Origin of the sequence: Pedobacter sp. SG908 (assembly GCF_011759615.1) — a bacterium.
Taxonomy (GTDB): Bacteria; Bacteroidota; Bacteroidia; order Sphingobacteriales; family Sphingobacteriaceae; genus Pedobacter; species Pedobacter riviphilus.
Genome location: NZ_JAAOYY010000001.1, coordinates 1,089,608 through 1,107,977 on the forward strand (window position 1 = coordinate 1,089,608; position 18,370 = coordinate 1,107,977).

Here is an 18,370-nt window from a genome sequence, read left to right on the forward strand (position 1 = left end):
AAACATGACTGACAAAGTTTTAGGCGTTATCCTTGGCGGTGGCCAGGGCTCTAGATTATCGCCACTAACACAAACACGTTCTAAACCGGCAGTTCCGATTGCTGGTAAATACCGATTGGTAGATATCCCCATTTCAAATTGCCTAAATTCTGGTATTCATCGAATGTTTGTGCTAACCCAGTTTAATTCAGCATCGCTAAACAAACACATTAAAAATACTTATCACTTTAGTCATTTTAGTACGGCCTTTGTTGATATTTTGGCGGCTGAACAAACTGTACAAAACTCAGGTTGGTTTCAGGGTACGGCAGATGCCGTGCGTCAGTGTATGCATCACATTGTTTCGCACGAATTCGATTACATCTTAATCTTGTCTGGAGATCAATTGTACCAGATGGACTTTAAAAATATGATCGAAAAACATATCGAAGCTAATGCTGAAATTACCATTGCCACTATTCCGGTAACCGCAAAAGATGCAACAGATTTTGGTATTTTAAAAGCCGACGATGAAAATATGATTACCTCTTTTATCGAAAAACCTAAAACGGGTTTAGAGGATTGGGTATCGGATACCGGCGAAGAAATGCAAGCCGAAGGGCGTAACTTTCTGGCATCGATGGGGATCTATGTTTTTAACCGCGAGTACCTGATCAATATCTTAAATGAGAATGAGGAGGAAAAGGATTTCGGTAAAGAGATTTTACCAAGGGCTATTACGCAGAGCAGGGTTTTAAGTTATCAATATGAAGGTTATTGGACTGATATTGGTAATATTTCATCTTTCTTTGAAGCCAATTTAGGACTAACAGATGAAATACCTAAATTTAATATGTTCGATAGTAACCATGCTATTTTCACAAGAGCAAGGATGTTACCGCCATCGAAAATTTCGGGTACTACTTTAGATAAAACCATTATTGCTGAAGGTTGCATTATTCAGGCCAGCAGGGTAGAACATGCCGTTTTGGGGATTAGGTCGAGGATTGGAAAAGATACCGTAATTACCAATGCCTATATTATGGGCAGCGACAGGTACCAAACGCTTGAAGAGATACAGGATGAAACTGGTAAAGGAAATTCATTGATCGGAATTGGAGACCGTTGTTTTATCAATAATGCCATCATCGATAAAAACTGCCGTATTGGTAATGATGTTAAAATTAATGGTGGCGACCATTTAGAAGATGGCGACTTTGAACTTTACGCTGTTAAAGATGGTATAGTTGTAATTAAAAAGGGAGCAGTAGTACCAAGCGGTACAGTGATTTAAAATAATCATTATTCATTAACTAGAAGCCAGTCGCGATTTTCGTGACTGGCTTTTTATTTGGTGACGAACCCTTGCTTCTAAACCTGATAAAGCGGAAAGCCCGGAGCGAGGAACGAGTGAGGACTTGAAGCGATAGCAGGGCTACAGGCAGCCATTAACTAGGATCTTTAATTTTCAGAAAAACAAATTCATAATTGCTTAAATGGGTTTTTAAAATTTTCTCCCTAACATTTTTCCGATCGGCTTGTTACTAAAATAAACAAAATTATAGTCTATGGCCGAAAAGCATCTTTATCAAACCGGAATTATAGGAAATTGCGCTTTCATTGCACACGTAAATAAAAACACCGATATATCCTGGCTTTGCTGGCCCCGCTTCGATAGCCCTTTTGTATTTGGCAGTTTATTGGATGAGAAAAAAGGGGGCGAATTTTCAATCTTGCCACAAGGTAAATTCACTTCTCATCAATATTATATCGAGAACACCAATGTGTTAAGAACAGAGATTACTGCCGAAGATGGAAAATACCGGATTACAGATTTTGCACCACGTTTTCATCTATACGATCGCTATTTTAAACCGCTAATGTTTATTAGAAAGATCGAACCTTTAGCTGGTAATCCACGCATTACCATTAAATGTGAGCCAGTTTGCGATTACGGAAAAGGTAAAATGAAATCGAGCAGGGGGAGTAATCATATCGATTATCAGGGCTGCGATGAAAATATCCGCTTAAGCACCAATGTGTCGCTTACCTATATTTTTGACGAAAAGGCGTTTGTACTGAATGAGGCCAAATACCTCATTATGACCTATGGGCAGAATCTGGAGGCACCTGTAGTAAGTACCGCTGAAAATTTTTTACGGGAAACGATTGCATACTGGCGATTATGGATTAAACATTCATCTATTGCCGGTTTTTACCAACCTTTTGTAATCCGCTCGGCCTTGGTGCTCAAAATCCATCAATATGAAGATACAGGTGCAATTATAGCGGCCAGTACCACTAGTTTACCAGAATCGCCCGGCAGTACCCGAAACTGGGATTATAGATATTGCTGGTTAAGAGATTCGCACTATGTATTAACCTCACTTAACCATATCGGCCATTTTGAAGAAATGGAGAAGTATTTTAATTACCTCTCTGATATTTCGCATGCCGAAGATACACGCTATCAACCCCTGTATGGTATTGCAGGTGAAAGGGAAATTACCGAACATACGTTAAGTCATCTGACAGGTTATAAAGGAGAACAGCCCATTAGGATAGGAAACCAGGCCTACGAACACATTCAAAATGATATTTACGGTCAGGTTTTAATTTCTATGCTACCACTTTATACCGACCACCGATTTGTTTTTTCTGAACGCAGCGATTCGGTAAGATGGATTGAAAGTGTACTATCTAAAATTGAACGTACCATTGACGAAAAAGATGCCGGCATTTGGGAATTCAGGAATATTGCCAATGTACATTGTTATAGTAACCTGTTTCAATGGGCAGGAGCACAGGCTGCTTTAAAAATGGCCAAAACCATTGGAAACCAGGATTTCGAAAAGCGCGCGGAGATTTTAATCGATAAGGCTGCTGCACATATAGAAGCCTGCTACGATCCGGAAAGAAAAGTGTACACCAACGCCATAGGAAGCCCGCATTTAGATGCCAGCACGCTACAATTGATCATGATGAATTATCTCGATCCAGCTTCAGATCGGGCAAAAGATCATTTAATAGCTTTAGAAAAAGAATTGAAAACGGAAGACGGGCTATTTTACCGTTACTTACATGCTGATGATTTTGGTAAACCAAAAACCACATTTTTAATCTGTGCTTTTTGGTATGTAGAGGCTTTGGCCTGTGTCGGCCGGACCGATGAAGCGATTAAAGAATTCGAAAACATTATTAAATATTGTAACCACCTTTTGTTATTCAGTGAGGATGTTGATGCTAAAACAGGTAGCCAATGGGGTAATTTCCCTCAAGCTTATAGTCATGTGGGCCTAATGAATGCGGCTTATCGCATTGCAATTAAACTGGATAGACCGATATTTTTGTAAGGAAAGTGGATTGCAAATCCCGACCAACAAAAAAGCTTTGACAACTTTTATGTGAACACTGTATGTTAAAGTTGTCAAAGCTAAAGGTGATCTATTCCAATAGATTTAGCTTGGCTGAGCACTACGTGGTTCTCGACTATGTTGCACTTCACTCGAAATGACGATTTATTTAGCAAAATGTTGGTTAATATTAACTGCGCCCTACAAATTCTTCTTTTACTAAGCTCCAAAGTAGTTTTCGAACTTCACTAAAATCATTTAGGTAATATTTTGCTTCCGAAATGTTGTTGCCAACTTTAATGGTAAAAGCGTCATCTGGTAATGCCCTGAAAATATCTTCATCGGTATGATCATCGCCAAGGGCCAAAATAAAATCTGGTTTTTTATCGTACAACCAGTTTAGGGCAGCCTTGCCTTTGTTAACCTCCATATTTTTAAACTCAATTACCTTATTACCTGGCATGAGTTGCAGGCCTTTATCTGCTGCTAAAATTTTCATATGACTGATAATTTCATTGGCTCTTAAATCGCCAAGTCCTTCTTCTGCTTTACGGTAATGCCAAACCAATGAGTAGCTTTTTTCTTCAATAAACGATCCCGGAGTACGGTCTGTATAAGTTTCTAATAGTGTTTTTATTTCTTGTTTCCACTGGTCGGTTAAAAGTGGCAGGCTATTCCATTTATCTCCGTACGATTTTTGCCAGGCACCATGTTCTGCAATCAGATCTACCTTTAGGTGTCCAAACCACTTTTCAAGGGTTTCATTTCGTCTGCCACTAATAATTACAACCTTATTTGCTTTATCAAGTGTTAGGTTCTCAATTAAGTCGTACAATTCGGCATCCGGCGAAGCGTCGTCAATGTTCCCGGTAAAATCTACCAGTGTGCCATCATAATCTAAAAATAGCACCCGATCTTGTGTTTGCGTATATTTAGTTACTATCACTTCATTAATAGCATTTACTGCATGTTTTGTTAATAAGGATTTTTGAGAATCTTTCACTTCGTTTAATCTTAAAATAAAATTATTAACCCAATGTTTAACGTTGAATTTTTCTACTATTGCACGCATGGCTTTCATGCGCAGTTTTTGTTCTGCCAATGGCATTTTAAGCGCAGTTACAATAGCCTCCATAATGTCGCCCAGATTATTTGGATTAACAATAATTGCATCAGTTAATTCCTTGGAAGCTCCGGCCATTTCGCTTAAAATCAATACACCATCGTTATTGTTCCGGCTAGCCACATATTCTTTACTTACCAAATTCATTCCATCGCGCATAGGTGTTACCAGGCAAATATCAGCTGTAGCATAAAGCGCTGACAAAACTTCAATAGGGAAGGAACGATAAAAATAATTTACAGGAATCCAGTTCATTGAACGGTATCTCGCATTTAGATTTCCAACAAACTGATCAATCTGATCTCTTAACTCACTATATTTTGGTACGGTATCCCTTGAAGGAACAACAATCATGAAAAGTTCGATTTTGCCGATATATTCGGGATAGTGCTGTAGTAGTAATTCTAAGGCTTTTAACCTCTCCAGTATGCCTTTGCTGTAGTCGAGCCGATCGATAGATAAAATTACTTTCATATCTTCTTTGCCTGCTCTGAAATAGTTAATTTCTTTTTGAACCTGTTCAGTTGCGGTTAAACCTGAAAATTTATCATAATCGATTCCCATCGGAAAAGCTTCCACAACAATTTGCCTTTCGTTGCTGTTAAGTACATTTGATGATGAATTTACCGGAAGCAAACGTGTGGCTGTACTAATAAAGTGGCGAACATCGTCAAAAGTATGGAATCCGATTAAATCAGCACCTATAAGTCCATTTAATAGCTCTTCACGCCATGGAATCAATCTGAATATTTCGTATGATGGAAAGGGGATATGCTGGAAAAAACCGATGGTGGCATTTGGGAGTTTTTCTCTTAAAATACCTGGTAAAAGGAGTAGTTGATAATCTTGAATCCAGATTTTATCCTTTCTGTCTAATACATGCATGGCACTTTTTGCAAATTTATCATTAACAGATTGGTAACAGTCCCAATAACTTTGTTCGTAATGCGCGTATGTAACCAGATAATGAAATACTGGCCATAATACTTCATTTGAAAAGCCTTCGTAATATAAATTGATTTCGTTTTGAGTGAGGTAAACCGGGTAAAGGTTTAATGCAGCAAGTTTTTGGGTAACTTCTTCCTGACGTTCATCTGGTACTTCTATGCCGGGCCAGCCGATCCAGATAGAATTGCCTGATTTATAAACGTCTCCTAATCCTGTGGCAAGGCCGCCCTCACTCGGAATAAGGGTGTATTCGTTGTTTTCTTCGATGATTTTAACGGGTAGTCTGTTCGATATTATAACTGTCTTCATGCTTGTATTTGATGTATCCACATCATTAAAAGCATATCAAATGGGTTTTGTTTGATTTTTTAGGTCAAAAAAACATTCAAATGATTAAATGTAATTAAATACCAAAGAAAAAGTAGTGCCATTATCAGGCATTGAAACAACTTCTATGCTGCCCCTGTGCATTTTCATAATGTTGCGGCTAATGGTTAATCCTATTCCTGACCCATTTTTCCTGGTGGTGTAAAATGGAACGAATATTTTTTCAAGATCATTGGCATCTATGCCTTTTCCGTTATCGGTAACATCAATATATAGTTTGGTGTTTTCTAACCGGTAATTTACGTTGATGTGTGGGTGTTCTCTGTTCTCTACAGCGTAAATACTATTGGTAATGAGGTTGATCAGCACTTGTTCAACTAATTTTAGGTCGAGCTGAATGGTGATTTTTGAGGAAGTTTGTTCTACATCCAATACCACATTTTTAACTTTGGCAAATGGCTGCATCAATACCTTAATGTGTTTCAGTATTTCACCAATGGTATGCGATTCGAGGTTTGGTGTAGGCAGCTCGGCAATTAAGCGATAGTCTTTCACGAAATCCAATAAACCTGATGATCGTCTTTGTATGGTTTGCAAAGCTGTTTTTAAATCGTCCATTTCATCCTCAGTGAGCATTTTTTTGTTAGTTACCATTTTGTTTATGGTATCTGATAATGAACTGATTGGCGTGATCGAATTTAAGATCTCATGAGAAATTACACCAATTAATCTATTCCATGCTTCCGTCTCTTTTTGCTCAATCTCATCTTTAATGTTTTGGAAACTGATAATAGTATAATTGTTTCCGTAAAGATTTAATGGAATAACTTCTGTTGATAACTGAATCAGTTTATCCTGGATCTTCAATTCCAGAAATCTTTTTCCCCCGGCTAAAATCTGCTCTATTTCTGTTGCAAAGGCAGGGAGGTGCTGCTTTAACCTGTGCCAATACTTATACGCCGGAACACCTAGCAGATTTGAAGCGGCCTGATTAAAAAAAGCAACTTCTTCATTCTCTTTCTGATTGGTATTGTTTACCACGATTACACCAACGGGAACCTGCTCCAAAATAGTTTTAATCAACTGAAACATGGCTTCTTGTTCCAATCTGATCTGTTTGTGGACCTGTAAAATATCGCTAAAGGATTCGTATAATTCAGGGAAACTGCCTTTAGTTACTTTATTTTTAAAGTTTAGGGTATGATCTCTTGTTTTAACGGCTAAAATGAAACGGTTGATATCTGATCGGATCTGATTGATATAGTAATAAAGGGAAATAATTGTACCCAATAAAACTAAAGCTACGCCAATGATGGTAAACCAGAGCTGGGTATTTTTAATCAGGTAAAATAGGAGATAGCCCAGCAGATTGATAATCAGCAGGCGAAATATTAAGCGGAAAGTAAAACGTTGGTAAAACATGTTTTTAAAGCTTAAAGCTTAAAGGCGAAAGACTAAAGCTTTAAGCTCTGGTCTTTCAGCTTCCAGCTTAGATTCCAAATTTCTCGATTCTTCTATATAGTGCAGCCCGTGTTAAACCAAGTTCTGCTGCAGCTTTTGATATATTTCCTTTGTGCTTATCAATTGCTTTCTGCACCATCATTTTTTCCATATCCTCCAGCGCCATTTCATCTGGTATGGCGTTGTTCTGTGCGTAGCGCTGTGGACTTAACTGCAAATCTTCTTCTGCAATATCAGCACCATCACTCATAATAACGGCTCTTTCTAAAACGTGCTGTAACTCGCGCACATTTCCAGGCCATTTATACTGTAAAAGTGCTTCTTGGGCCTTATTACTCAGTTTTCGTATGTCTTTATGGTATTTTGAGCTAAAAACCTGCATAAAATGATTGGCCAAAAGTAAAATATCTGTTCCGCGTTTGCGTAAAGCGGGTAATAAAAGCTCAACGGTGTTAATGCGGAACAGTAAATCCTGTCTAAATGTATTTTTAGCTACCATTTCATTTAAAGGCATATTGGTGGCTGTTATTAAGCGAACATTCACCTTGCGTTCTTTACTTTCTCCTAAACGGGTAACCGTACGGTTTTGCAAAACGCTTAATAGTTTTGCTTGAAGCGGTAAAGTTAGATTTCCTATCTCGTCTAAAAATATTGTTCCGCCATCAGCCAGTTCAAAGCGGCCGGGTTTATCTTCTTTGGCATCGGTGAAAGCACCTTTAGCATAACCAAATAATTCGCTTTCGAATAAATTTTCGTTTAATGAGCCTAAATCAACATGCATAAACACCTGGTTTTTCCTTTGCGAATTACCATGGATTTCATAAGCGAAAACTTGTTTCCCCGTCCCGTTTTCGCCCAGAATAAGCACATTGGCATCAGTAGGGGCTACTTTCAAGAGCGTATTCTGTAATTGCTTTATTTCATCTGCCTGCCCAACAATATTCTCGAAACCACGGGTAAGGTCTTTTTGGAGCGATGAATGTATTTTTTCTAGTTTCTTTACCTTTTTGGTCGATTCGCGGAGTTTAGATGCCGAAGAAATAGTGGCAAACAGCTTTTCATTTTCCCAGGGTTTAAGAATAAAATCGGTAGCTCCTTTTTTAATCGCCTTTACTGCCAGTTCAACATTACCAAAAGCAGTCATTAATATTACTACATAATCTTTATCAATCGATAAAATATGTTCTAGCCAATAAAGGCCTTCGCGGCCATCACTGGCCCCTTTTTGGTAGTTCATATCCAGCAAGATGATATCGATTTCATTTTTGCTCAATAAAACATTGATCTCTTTAGGCGATTTACAGGTAATTACCTGTTTTACCTGCTGCTTTAAAAACAAACGGGCACTAAGCAGGATATCGTCGTCATCATCGATAATTAAAACTGTAGCGTCAAGCATAACTTTGAAATTTTGATGTGCTAAAGTAATAAAACTGTCCGCTCTCGCACATCAACTGTCCGATAATGAACATGTAAAAAATAAGATAGCTATTAATTTATTGATTATTAGCTATTTAAATGTGTTTTGTGCTTTTGGCACAAGCTTGGCTATTAGTGAAACCAAACAGTACAACCGAACACATGGATAAGAAAATCGAGAAAAAAAGATTTAGCACTAAAACCCTGTTAATTATAGGTGGAGCAATTGCCTTTGTGGTAGTTGTAATTTATGGCTATACTTTATCCCTCAAAAAAGTTTATAGCGCAGATGCCGATAAATTAACCATCAGTAAAGTAGAATATGGCGATTTTGAAGATGTAGTGTTATTAAATGCCAGTGTAGTCCCCTTAACTTCAGTAATTGTAAGTTCGTCGGAAGGTGGAACGGTTGCCGAAATTTTTACTGAAAATGGTGCTTCTGTTGTAAAAGGAACTCCACTATTAAGAATCTCTAACTCAAATGCCATGTTGAGTTATACCTCAAGCCAAACAGCAGCAACGGAGCAGATTAACCAGTTGCGGAAATCGCGGTTGGATTTAGAGCAAAATCAAAGGGTTTTAAATCAGGATTTATTAGATGTTGAAAATAATTTGCGAACAGCCGCCAGGCAATATCGTTTGGATAGCGCATTGTTCAACAAAAAGGTAATTACCTTACAGGAATTTAATAAATCAAGTCAGGATTACGAATATTATCAGGGTAAACGCAAAATCGTAAGGCAGGCTATTGCCCAGGAAAACCAAAGTAGAAAGATGCAGTTGGCTCAGATCGATCAATCGATGGGGCAAATGAACGAAAGTTTGGAAATGATCCGTAAGAACATCGAAAATATGACGATCAAAGCTCCGGTATCCGGTAAACTATCCTCTTACGATCCGGTTATCGGTAAATCGTATAACTCTAATGAAATGATCGGAAAAATTGATGTGCTGCAAGGTTATAAACTTCAGGCAGGCGTTGATGAATATTATATCAACCGGGTAAAAGAAGGGCAAACCGCTAACTGTGAGTTTAATGGTAAAACTTATAACTTAACAGTGAGTAAAGTGATACCTGAGGTTACAGCAGGTCAGTTTCAGGTAGAAATGGTTTTTAAGGGAGCAGCACCTGAAGGTTTACGCCGTGGATTATCGTTACAAACAAAATTAACCTTGTCTGACAATAGCAAATCGCTGCTTCTTGCGCAGGGACAGTTCTTCCAGAGCACAGGCGGCTCTTGGGTATTTGTGGTAAACAATGGTAAAGCCACCAAGAAAAATGTTAAAATCGGACGAAAAAATTATCTGTACTACGAAATACTGGATGGTTTGCAGAAAGGTGATGAAGTAATTACCTCGTCTTACGATCAGTTTAACCAGTACGACCAGGTAGAGATTAATAAATAGGTTAGCGTTTAGAGGTAGGTGTTTAGCGCCAATTTAACTGATAATAGATAATTAATATAACCAAGTCTTGATACTTGATACTAAAGACTTGATACTAAATACTTGATACTAGAATAACACTTGATACTATGATTAAAATAGAAAATCTGGAAAAAGTTTACAAGACCGAAGAAGTAGAAACTACGGCACTTAACGGCATTAATCTCCATGTTGAAGCAGGAGAATTTGTTTCTATCATGGGACCTTCGGGCTGCGGGAAATCTACTTTGTTAAATGTAATGGGCCTGTTGGATAAGCCTGAAAGCGGAAGTTACAAATTTATAGATACGGAGCTTTTAACGCTTAACGATAGAGAACGTTCAAATTTCCGTAAAAGAAATATGGGATTCGTTTTTCAGAATTTTAACCTGATCGACGAATTAACTGTTTTCGAAAACATTGAACTGCCCTTAATTTATAATAAGATTCCTGCCGGAGAACGTAAGAAATTGGTAAATGAAATTATCGAAAGAATGAATATCGTAAACCGTAGCGGGCATTTCCCTCAACAATTATCGGGTGGACAGCAGCAACGGGTAGCAGTAGCCAGGGCTTTGGTAACGAAACCTAAACTGGTTCTGGCTGATGAGCCTACGGGAAACCTTGATAGCTCCCATGGTAATGAAGTAATGGAACTACTTTGCGAACTGAATGAAACCGGAACGACCATTGTAATGGTTACACACTCTAGTCATGATGCTAGTTTCTCTAACCGGATCATCAACCTAAAAGATGGACATGTGATATCTGAGAAGATCAATAAAAGTAGAAATGAAGAGTTGATATAAAGGCCCAAGGTTAATCTACCTAATGCTTGGTCCTAAACCTTAAACTCGTATAAAAAAAGATTTTAGTTTAGTTAATAATAGGCCTCCCCAAAATCTTCCTGGATAGGAAGATTGGGTGCAGGCATAAGAAAGATAAAGGTTCAAAGCTATGGCGTATGGTTTATGCGCCAACCTACACCCTACACCTCAAAAAATATGTTTAAGTTAAATTTAAAAATCGCTTTGCGAAACCTTTGGAAAAACAAGGGATTCTCACTGATTAATATCGGGGGATTGGCCATTGGCTTAGCCAGTTGTATGGTTTTGTTACTTTATGTTACTTACGAGTGGAGCTACGATAAACAATTCTCCAATAACGATAAAACTTATGTAGTTTATCAAAACATGGAGGCAAGTGGTAAAACTTTTAGCTGGGCATGGACACCAAATGTGATGGCTAAAGAAGTGCAAGAAAAAATCCCTGGCGTTAAATATGCTACTCACACTACTTATCCGAGGAAACAACTAATTACTGTTGGTGATAATAAAATAAATAGCAACGCAATATTTGCCGACCAAAATTTTATTAAAATATTGGATTATAAATTTCTTGAAGGTAATTCGGCCACAGTTTTAAAAGATGTAAATACCATCATCCTCACCAAATCTTTTGCAACAAAGTTATTTGGAAATGAAGATCCTATTAATAAAACAGTAAAGCTCGAAAACGAGGAAGTATTAAAAGTGGAAGCTGTAATAGAAGATGCTCCCGCAAATAGCAGCTTAACTTTTGAGTGCATTATGCCTTGGGCATTGTTCGAAAAGCGTCAACCTTGGGTAAAGGAAGGCAATTGGGGGAATAACATGTGTTTAACACTTGTTCAGTTAAAGGATAATAACTTTTTCACCAATGCAAATGATCTGATGTATGGTATTTACAAACGCAATCAAAAAGATAATACAGCAGTAGCTTTATTGCATCCATTAACCAAATGGCATTTGTACGATGATTTTCAAAACGGTAAATCAGTAGGTGGTAAAATAGATCAACTTAAAATATTTTTATTGCTGGCCTTTTGCATTTTGCTAATTGCCTGTGTAAATTTTATGAATTTATCTACAGCACGATCAGAGCGTAGGGCAAAAGAAGTTGGCGTTCGTAAAGCAATTGGATCAACACGTAAATCGTTAATTAACCAGTTTTTTTTAGAATCGATGCTCATCACATTTATTGCCACAGTTTTAGCTTTTATCTTAATTGAGGTGAGTTTGCCATATTTTAATAGTTTGTTGGATATTAAATTAACAATAGATTATCATAACGGCCTATTTTGGTTAACACTTGTGGGGCTAATGGTTTTAACTGGATTTGTAGCAGGTAGTTATCCGGCATTGTATCTATCTTCTTTCGAGCCGATTAAAGTGTTAAAAGGTTTCACCCTTAAAACAGATTCATCAGCTTTGGTAAGGAAAGTATTGGTAGTAGGGCAATTTGTTTTTGCTGCTGGTTTAATTGTTTGTACTGCAGTAATTTATCAGCAACTTAATTATGTTAAAAACAAGCCTATTGGTTACGATCAATCCAATTTAATTCAAATAGCAGTAGTTGGCAGAATGAACGATGCTGCTAAGCTAGAATTGCTAAAAACGCAGCTAATAGCAGCTGGTGCAACAACGAATATTACTTTTTTTAGTACTGATTTTACTGAAGGAGGTGATAATACAACTGGTGTACAATGGGAAGGTAAAAATCCGAATGAGAAAATTTCTTTTAACCATAGAACAATAGGATATGATTTTGTTGAAACTATTGGCACTAAAATGATTAATGGTAGGGAGTTTTCTGCGAAATTTCCTAATGATACAGCTAGCGTATTGTTAAATGAGGCGGCTGTGAGAATGATGCAATTAAAAAATCCGATTGGCAAAGTAATTACTTTCTGGGATAAAAAGTTAACTATAGTTGGTATTGTAAAAGATTTTGTGGTAGAAAATGTTTATCAAAGAGTGGCCCCGATGATTTTTAGGGCAAGTGGAAAGTACGATGCGAGAGTTATCATTGCGCGTTTAAATCCAAATCAAAACATCAGTTCATCACTGGCCAAAATTGATGATTTAGTAAAGCAAATGGAACCTAATTATCCTGTTAACCGCAAATTTGTGAACGAATCTTTTGAAGTGAAATTTAAAAATGAACAAATTCTAGGTTCACTTTCAAACTGGTTTGGTGGTTTCGCCATTTTTATTTCTTGTTTAGGATTATTAGGCCTGGCACTTTTCATAGCAGAGCAACGCAAAAAAGAAATCAGTATCCGTAAGGTTTTAGGTGCCAGCACTGGCAACATCCTCGTGTTGCTAAATAAAGATTTTATAAAATTAGTGGCCATTGCCAATCTTATAGCGTTCCCATTAGCATATATCATTGTAAATAAATGGCTTTCAGCTTTCGAGTATCGCGTCTCTATATCTGCATTGCCGTTTATAGCCGCAATTAGTCTTTCCGTAATCATTGCCATACTCACTGTAAGTATTCAATCGGTTAAAGTAGCGAAGGCAAACCCTATTGATGCATTAAAATATGAATAAGGTGTAGGGTTAAAAGGTTGAGGGCGTAAGGTTAAAACGCTCAGACCTTAAACCTTATACCTCAAACCTTACACCTTATGTTTAAACTTAACTTAAAAATCGCTTTGCGAAACCTTTGGAGAAATAAAGGATTTACCCTGATTAATTTAGGCGGATTGGCCATTGGCCTGGCCAGCTGTATGGTTTTATTGCTTTATGTTGCTTACGAGTACGGTTACGACAAACAATTTACAGATTATGACAAAACCTACCTGGTTTATAATAATCAGAAAACGGCAAAAGAAACTTTCAGCTTTCTTGCGGTACCAGGTTTAATGGAAAACGAAGTGCGCTCTAAAGTTCCAGGTGTTTCAAAAGTTGGCAGATTATCTTATCCGGAATATAAAATGCTTTCTTACCATCAGAATAACTTTAAGAAAAGTGCTGTGTTTGCTGATCCGGACTTTTTAAAAATGTTTGATTACAAGATTTTGAAGGGTAATCCAAATACTTTTCTCAAAAATCCCGATGGCGTAATTTTAAGCGAAACCTTAGCGAAAAACCTTTTTGGTAATGAAGATCCTTTAAATAAGGTTGTAAAACTCGAAAATAATCTAAGTTTAAAAGTAGAGGGTGTAATTGAAGACAGGCCGAAAAACAGTAGTCTGGAAATAGATTACCTAATGTCGTGGAAATTATACGAAACATTAAACCCTTGGACAAAAACCAGTGGCTGGACTTCTAATTATTGCGTGTTGTTTGTTCAGTTGCAAGATAATTCTTTTTTCGAGCAAGCTAATAATCAAATGCATGGCATGATTAAAGCTAATGACAAGAATTCGAATGGAGAACCTTTTCTGCATCCACTATCTAAATGGCATTTATATGAAAAATTCGAAAATGGCAAAAATGTAGGCGGTAGGATAGACCAGTTAAAGATATTTTTTCTTTTAGCTTTCTGTATTTTATTGATTGCCTGCGTTAATTTCATGAACCTTTCCACTGCAAAATCAGAAAAAAGAGCCCGTGAAGTTGGCGTTCGAAAAGCCATTGGTTCGTCGAGGAGTAATCTGGTTAGCCAGTTTATGTTCGAATCGATTTTACTTACCATGCTAAGCATGCTGGTTGCTTTTGTGTTAATAGAAGTAAGCTTGCCCTATTTCAATAACCTATTGGGAATCTCTTTGGAAATAGATTATTCTGATTGGAAATTCTGGGCCGTATTTTTAGGATTAACATTATTAACCGGTATTATCGCAGGTAGTTATCCAGCTTTTTACCTTTCATCATTCGATCCGGTTAAGGTATTAAAAGGATTTAAACTGTCTGGAGGTTCATCATTATCTATTCGTAAGTATTTAGTTGTATTTCAATTTGTATTTGCCGCATGTTTGATTGTTTGTACGGCTGTTATTTATCAGCAACTAAATTTTATCAAGAATAAACCGATTGGTTATAACATTGGTAATCTTGTTCAAATTCCTGCAGAGGGCGAATTTGCCAATCCAGGTAAACGCAATATATTGAAAGATGAACTTCTAAAATCTGGTGCCGTAACTGCCGTTACAGAATACAGTCAATCGTTAACTGCTGGTGGTAATAATACCTATGCAGTAAGCTGGCCAGGTAAAGATGAGAATGAGAAAGTATTGGTAAACTATAGATTTACGACTGTTGATTTGACTAAAGCCACAGGGATGGAAATTCTTGCTGGGCGCGATTTTTCGAAAGACCGGGTAGATACAGCAAATGTTTTAGTTAATGAGGCATTGGTTAAAGTAATGGGGATGAAAAACCCTGTTGGTAAAGTGATCAGTTGGGATCAACCTTTAACCATTGTTGGTGTAGTGAAGGATTATGTAATGGAATCGCCTTATCAGAGTCCGAAACCATTAATTATTGCACAAAATAAGCAGGCGGCAAACACCATAATTATGAGATTAAATGAGCACAGCAATGTGAGCTCATCCATCAATGCAATAAACGAAATTATAAAAAAATTAAACCCTGCTTTTCCAACTGAAGTTAAATTTGTGAATGAAAATTTCGAGTCAAAGTTCAAAAATGAAAAGCTTTTAGGTACACTATCAAACTGGTTCGGAGGTTTTGCCATTTTTATTTCCTGCCTGGGTTTACTTGGTTTAGCCTTGTTTATGGCCGAGCAACGTAAAAAAGAAATCAGTATCCGTAAGGTTTTGGGTGCCAGTACAGCCAACATTCTTACGCTATTGAACAAGGATTTTATCAAACTGGTCGCTATAGCCAATGTAATTGCATTCCCATTGGCTTACGTTATCATTACCAAATGGCTTTCAGGATACGAATACCGCATTGCTGTTTCTGCTTTACCATTTATAGCCGCAATTAGCCTTTCGGTAATCATTGCCATACTTACTGTGAGCATTCAATCGGTTAAAGTGGCAAAAGCAAATCCGGTGGATGCATTAAAATATGAATAATACCAGTGTAAAGCGGATGGCGATAAGCGTATAAACGCTCGCCGGAATACGCTCAACGCCAAACGATAAAACTATGTTTAGACTTAACTTAAAAATTGCACTGCGTAACCTTTGGCGAAACAAGGTGAGCTCGTTTATTAACGTAATTGGAATGGCCATTGGTTTGGCTGCCTGTTTAATGTTGCTCTTGTATGTTACCTACGAATGGAACTTTGATAAGCAGGCTAAAGAATCGGCTAACGTTTTTACCACGATGACCAATATTCCGGGTGATAACGGTAAGATTTCTGGGACATTTGAAGGCTCTACCACTGCTTTTGGCCCGGTAATTAAACAAAGCTTGCCCGAACTGAGGTACATGGCTAGGATGGACTATGGGGGCAAGAATTTAATTGCTAACGGACAAAATGCATTTAAGCGTCAATCTAAATTCGCAGAGCCTGATATCTTAAAAATGTACGATTATGAATTTATTTATGGCAACGCCAGTACCGCTTTAAGTAATCCAAATTCTGTTATTTTAACGGAATCTACCGCTAAAGTATTGTTCGGTACAACTGATGTATTGAATAAAAGTGTACGTTTTAAAGATCGTTTAGATTTGAATATAACCGGCGTAATTAAAGATCAACCTGATAATAGCTCCAATAAATTTGATTATTTAATGCCTTGGTCCTTATACGAAACGATTGATCGGAGCGCCAAAGATTTAAACTGGAGCAATTATAGTTTTGTAACACTGGTGATGTTAAAAAATGGCGCAAATTTAGATTTGGTTAATCAAAAAATCAATCAGATAGAGAAAAAGAATAATACAAATAATCAGCAATCGCAGGTATTGTTCCCATTGGCTAAGCTACATTTATATGGCAAGTTCGAAGATGGCAAAAGTATCGGTGGTGCAATAGAACAGATTTATTTGTTCGTTGGCTTAGCTTTTGGAATTCTCTTAATTGCCTGTATTAATTTTATGAACATGGCTACAGCCAAATCGGAAAAACGTGCAAAAGAAGTAGGCATAAAAAAAACCATTGGTGCCAATCGTAGTTCGCTGATTATACAGTTCTTAACAGAATCGATGATGCTAACTTTTATTGCGGTGATCTTTTCGATTGCCATCCTCGAGATCTTTTTGCCCACCTTTAACAACCTGTTGAATATTAAATTGAATATCTCTTATTTCAACAACATCAGTTGGATGGGTATTCTGGGGATTGTTTTAGCTACAGGCTTAATCGCAGGCAGTTATCCTGCATTTTACCTCTCGTCTTTTAACCCGATACAAACCTTAAAGCGAAAAATTAAATCTGGTGGTTTCTTTTCGGTTAGTTTAAGGCAAGTATTAGTTGTTGGACAATTCTGTTTTGCCATTATCCTCATCATTTCCACTTTGGTTATCTATAAGCAAATCCAGTACATTAAAAACAGGCCAGTAGGTTTTGATGTGAACGCTTTAGTAGAAATGCCACAGGATGGCGAACTGAAAACAAAATATGAACTGCTCCGTAGTGAACTGCTAAAATCTGGAGCGATTACCTCAATGTTCCAATCGTCGGTGAGTTTATCACATCATGGTCGAAATTTTGCAGGTATCGAATGGGAAGGGATGTTGAAAGCTACAAACAACCAATTGTTTAACCAGGTAATTACGACCTACGATTTTATTAAAACCAATGGCATTAAATTGACCAGTGGAAGAGATTTTTCGGAAAATTTCGCATCAGATACCAGCGCTGTGATGGTGAGCAAATCGGCTGTTAAGGTTTTTGGTTATAAAAATCCGGTAGGCAAAACAATTACCATTTTTGGGGATAAATTTAATATCATAGGCGTTTTCGATGACTATGTTTGGGATTCTCCTTACAAATCGAACAATCCAATGGTGGTATTCTTCGATAAGAACCAAACGGGAAATATCACCATGCGTTTGAATGAAAATAACAGCCTTCAAAGTAATATCGAAAATATCGGCAGGATCACAAAGGCTTTAAATCCAGCTTATCCATTGGAGATTAACTTTTTAAATAATGTTTACGCTGAAAAATATAATTCCGAAAAAACTTTAGGCATCCTTTCAAATCTTTTTGGCGGACTTGCCATATTCGTTTCCTGTTTGGGGCTCTTTGGTCTGGTAGCTTATAGCGCCGAGCAGCGGACAAAAGAATTTGGTGTACGCAAGGTACTGGGCGCCTCTTTATTTAATTTAATGCAATTACTGTCGTTCTCTTTTGTGAAAATGATTGTGGTTGCTATCGTAATCGCTATTCCTTTCAGTTATTATTTAATGAATAAATGGCTGATGAAGTTCGAATTCCATACCGAAATTTCATGGTGGATTATGCCGATAGCCGGATTGGGGACTTTGCTAATGGCGTTGATTACCGTGAGTTTTCAGGCCTATAAAACAGCCAATGCTAACCCTGTTGATGCACTAAAATATGAGTAAGACCTTCGTTGGGCGTTTGGCGATCAGCGTTTATTCTTCGTCAATCGCTAACCGCTTTACACTAACCCTTAAACCTA

General features: G+C 37.4%; 10 protein-coding genes. 7 read left to right on the forward strand and 3 right to left on the reverse strand.

Annotated elements, in window-relative coordinates:
- Positions 1-4 precede the first annotated feature (4 nt).
- Positions 5-1,273, forward strand: a complete 1,269-nt coding sequence (locus tag FHT21_RS04625) for a glucose-1-phosphate adenylyltransferase (protein WP_167293582.1) — start codon at positions 5-7, stop codon at positions 1,271-1,273.
- A gap of 274 nt (positions 1,274-1,547) precedes the next feature.
- A complete protein-coding gene (locus FHT21_RS04630) occupies positions 1,548-3,332 on the forward strand; it encodes a glycoside hydrolase family 15 protein (RefSeq protein ID WP_167293583.1) in 1,785 nt (594 codons plus the stop codon).
- 190 nt (positions 3,333-3,522) lie between these two features.
- On the opposite strand, the gene FHT21_RS04635 is transcribed toward FHT21_RS04630, so the two are convergent.
- From FHT21_RS04635 to FHT21_RS04645, 3 genes are all read right to left on the reverse strand, one after another.
- Positions 3,523-5,712, reverse strand: coding sequence for a bifunctional alpha,alpha-trehalose-phosphate synthase (UDP-forming)/trehalose-phosphatase (locus FHT21_RS04635; protein ID WP_167293584.1), 2,190 nt, complete (start codon positions 5,710-5,712; stop codon positions 3,523-3,525).
- An 84-nt stretch (positions 5,713-5,796) separates the two neighbouring features.
- Positions 5,797-7,152 (reverse strand): ATP-binding protein, encoded by a 1,356-nt coding sequence (locus FHT21_RS04640; protein WP_167293585.1) that lies wholly within the window; start codon positions 7,150-7,152, stop codon positions 5,797-5,799.
- A 67-nt stretch (positions 7,153-7,219) separates the two neighbouring features.
- Positions 7,220-8,590 carry a sigma-54 dependent transcriptional regulator gene (locus tag FHT21_RS04645; protein ID WP_167293586.1) on the reverse strand — a complete coding sequence of 457 codons (1,371 nt, stop codon included), beginning with the start codon at positions 8,588-8,590 and terminating at the stop codon, positions 7,220-7,222.
- A 182-nt stretch (positions 8,591-8,772) separates the two neighbouring features.
- Here FHT21_RS04645 and FHT21_RS04650 point away from each other — a divergent pair, with 182 nt between their 5' ends.
- The 5 genes from FHT21_RS04650 (at position 8,773) to FHT21_RS04670 (ending at position 18,293) form a co-directional block, all read left to right on the forward strand.
- Complete coding sequence (locus FHT21_RS04650; RefSeq protein WP_167293587.1) at positions 8,773-10,017, forward strand: HlyD family efflux transporter periplasmic adaptor subunit; 1,245 nt, start codon at positions 8,773-8,775, stop codon at positions 10,015-10,017.
- Between the two features lie 128 nt (positions 10,018-10,145).
- Positions 10,146-10,844, forward strand: coding sequence for an ABC transporter ATP-binding protein (locus tag FHT21_RS04655; protein WP_167293588.1), 699 nt, complete (start codon positions 10,146-10,148; stop codon positions 10,842-10,844).
- A 195-nt stretch (positions 10,845-11,039) separates the two neighbouring features.
- Entirely contained in the window at positions 11,040-13,409 is a 2,370-nt protein-coding gene (locus FHT21_RS04660; RefSeq protein WP_167293589.1) for an ABC transporter permease, read from the forward strand.
- Between the two features lie 77 nt (positions 13,410-13,486).
- Positions 13,487-15,847, forward strand: a complete 2,361-nt coding sequence (locus FHT21_RS04665) for an ABC transporter permease (RefSeq protein WP_167293590.1) — start codon at positions 13,487-13,489, stop codon at positions 15,845-15,847.
- 73 nt (positions 15,848-15,920) lie between these two features.
- The gene (locus FHT21_RS04670; protein WP_167293591.1) at positions 15,921-18,293 is read left to right on the forward strand and encodes an ABC transporter permease; all 2,373 of its coding nucleotides are present in this window, start codon (positions 15,921-15,923) and stop codon (positions 18,291-18,293) included.
- The last annotated feature ends 77 nt before the right edge of the window (positions 18,294-18,370 follow it).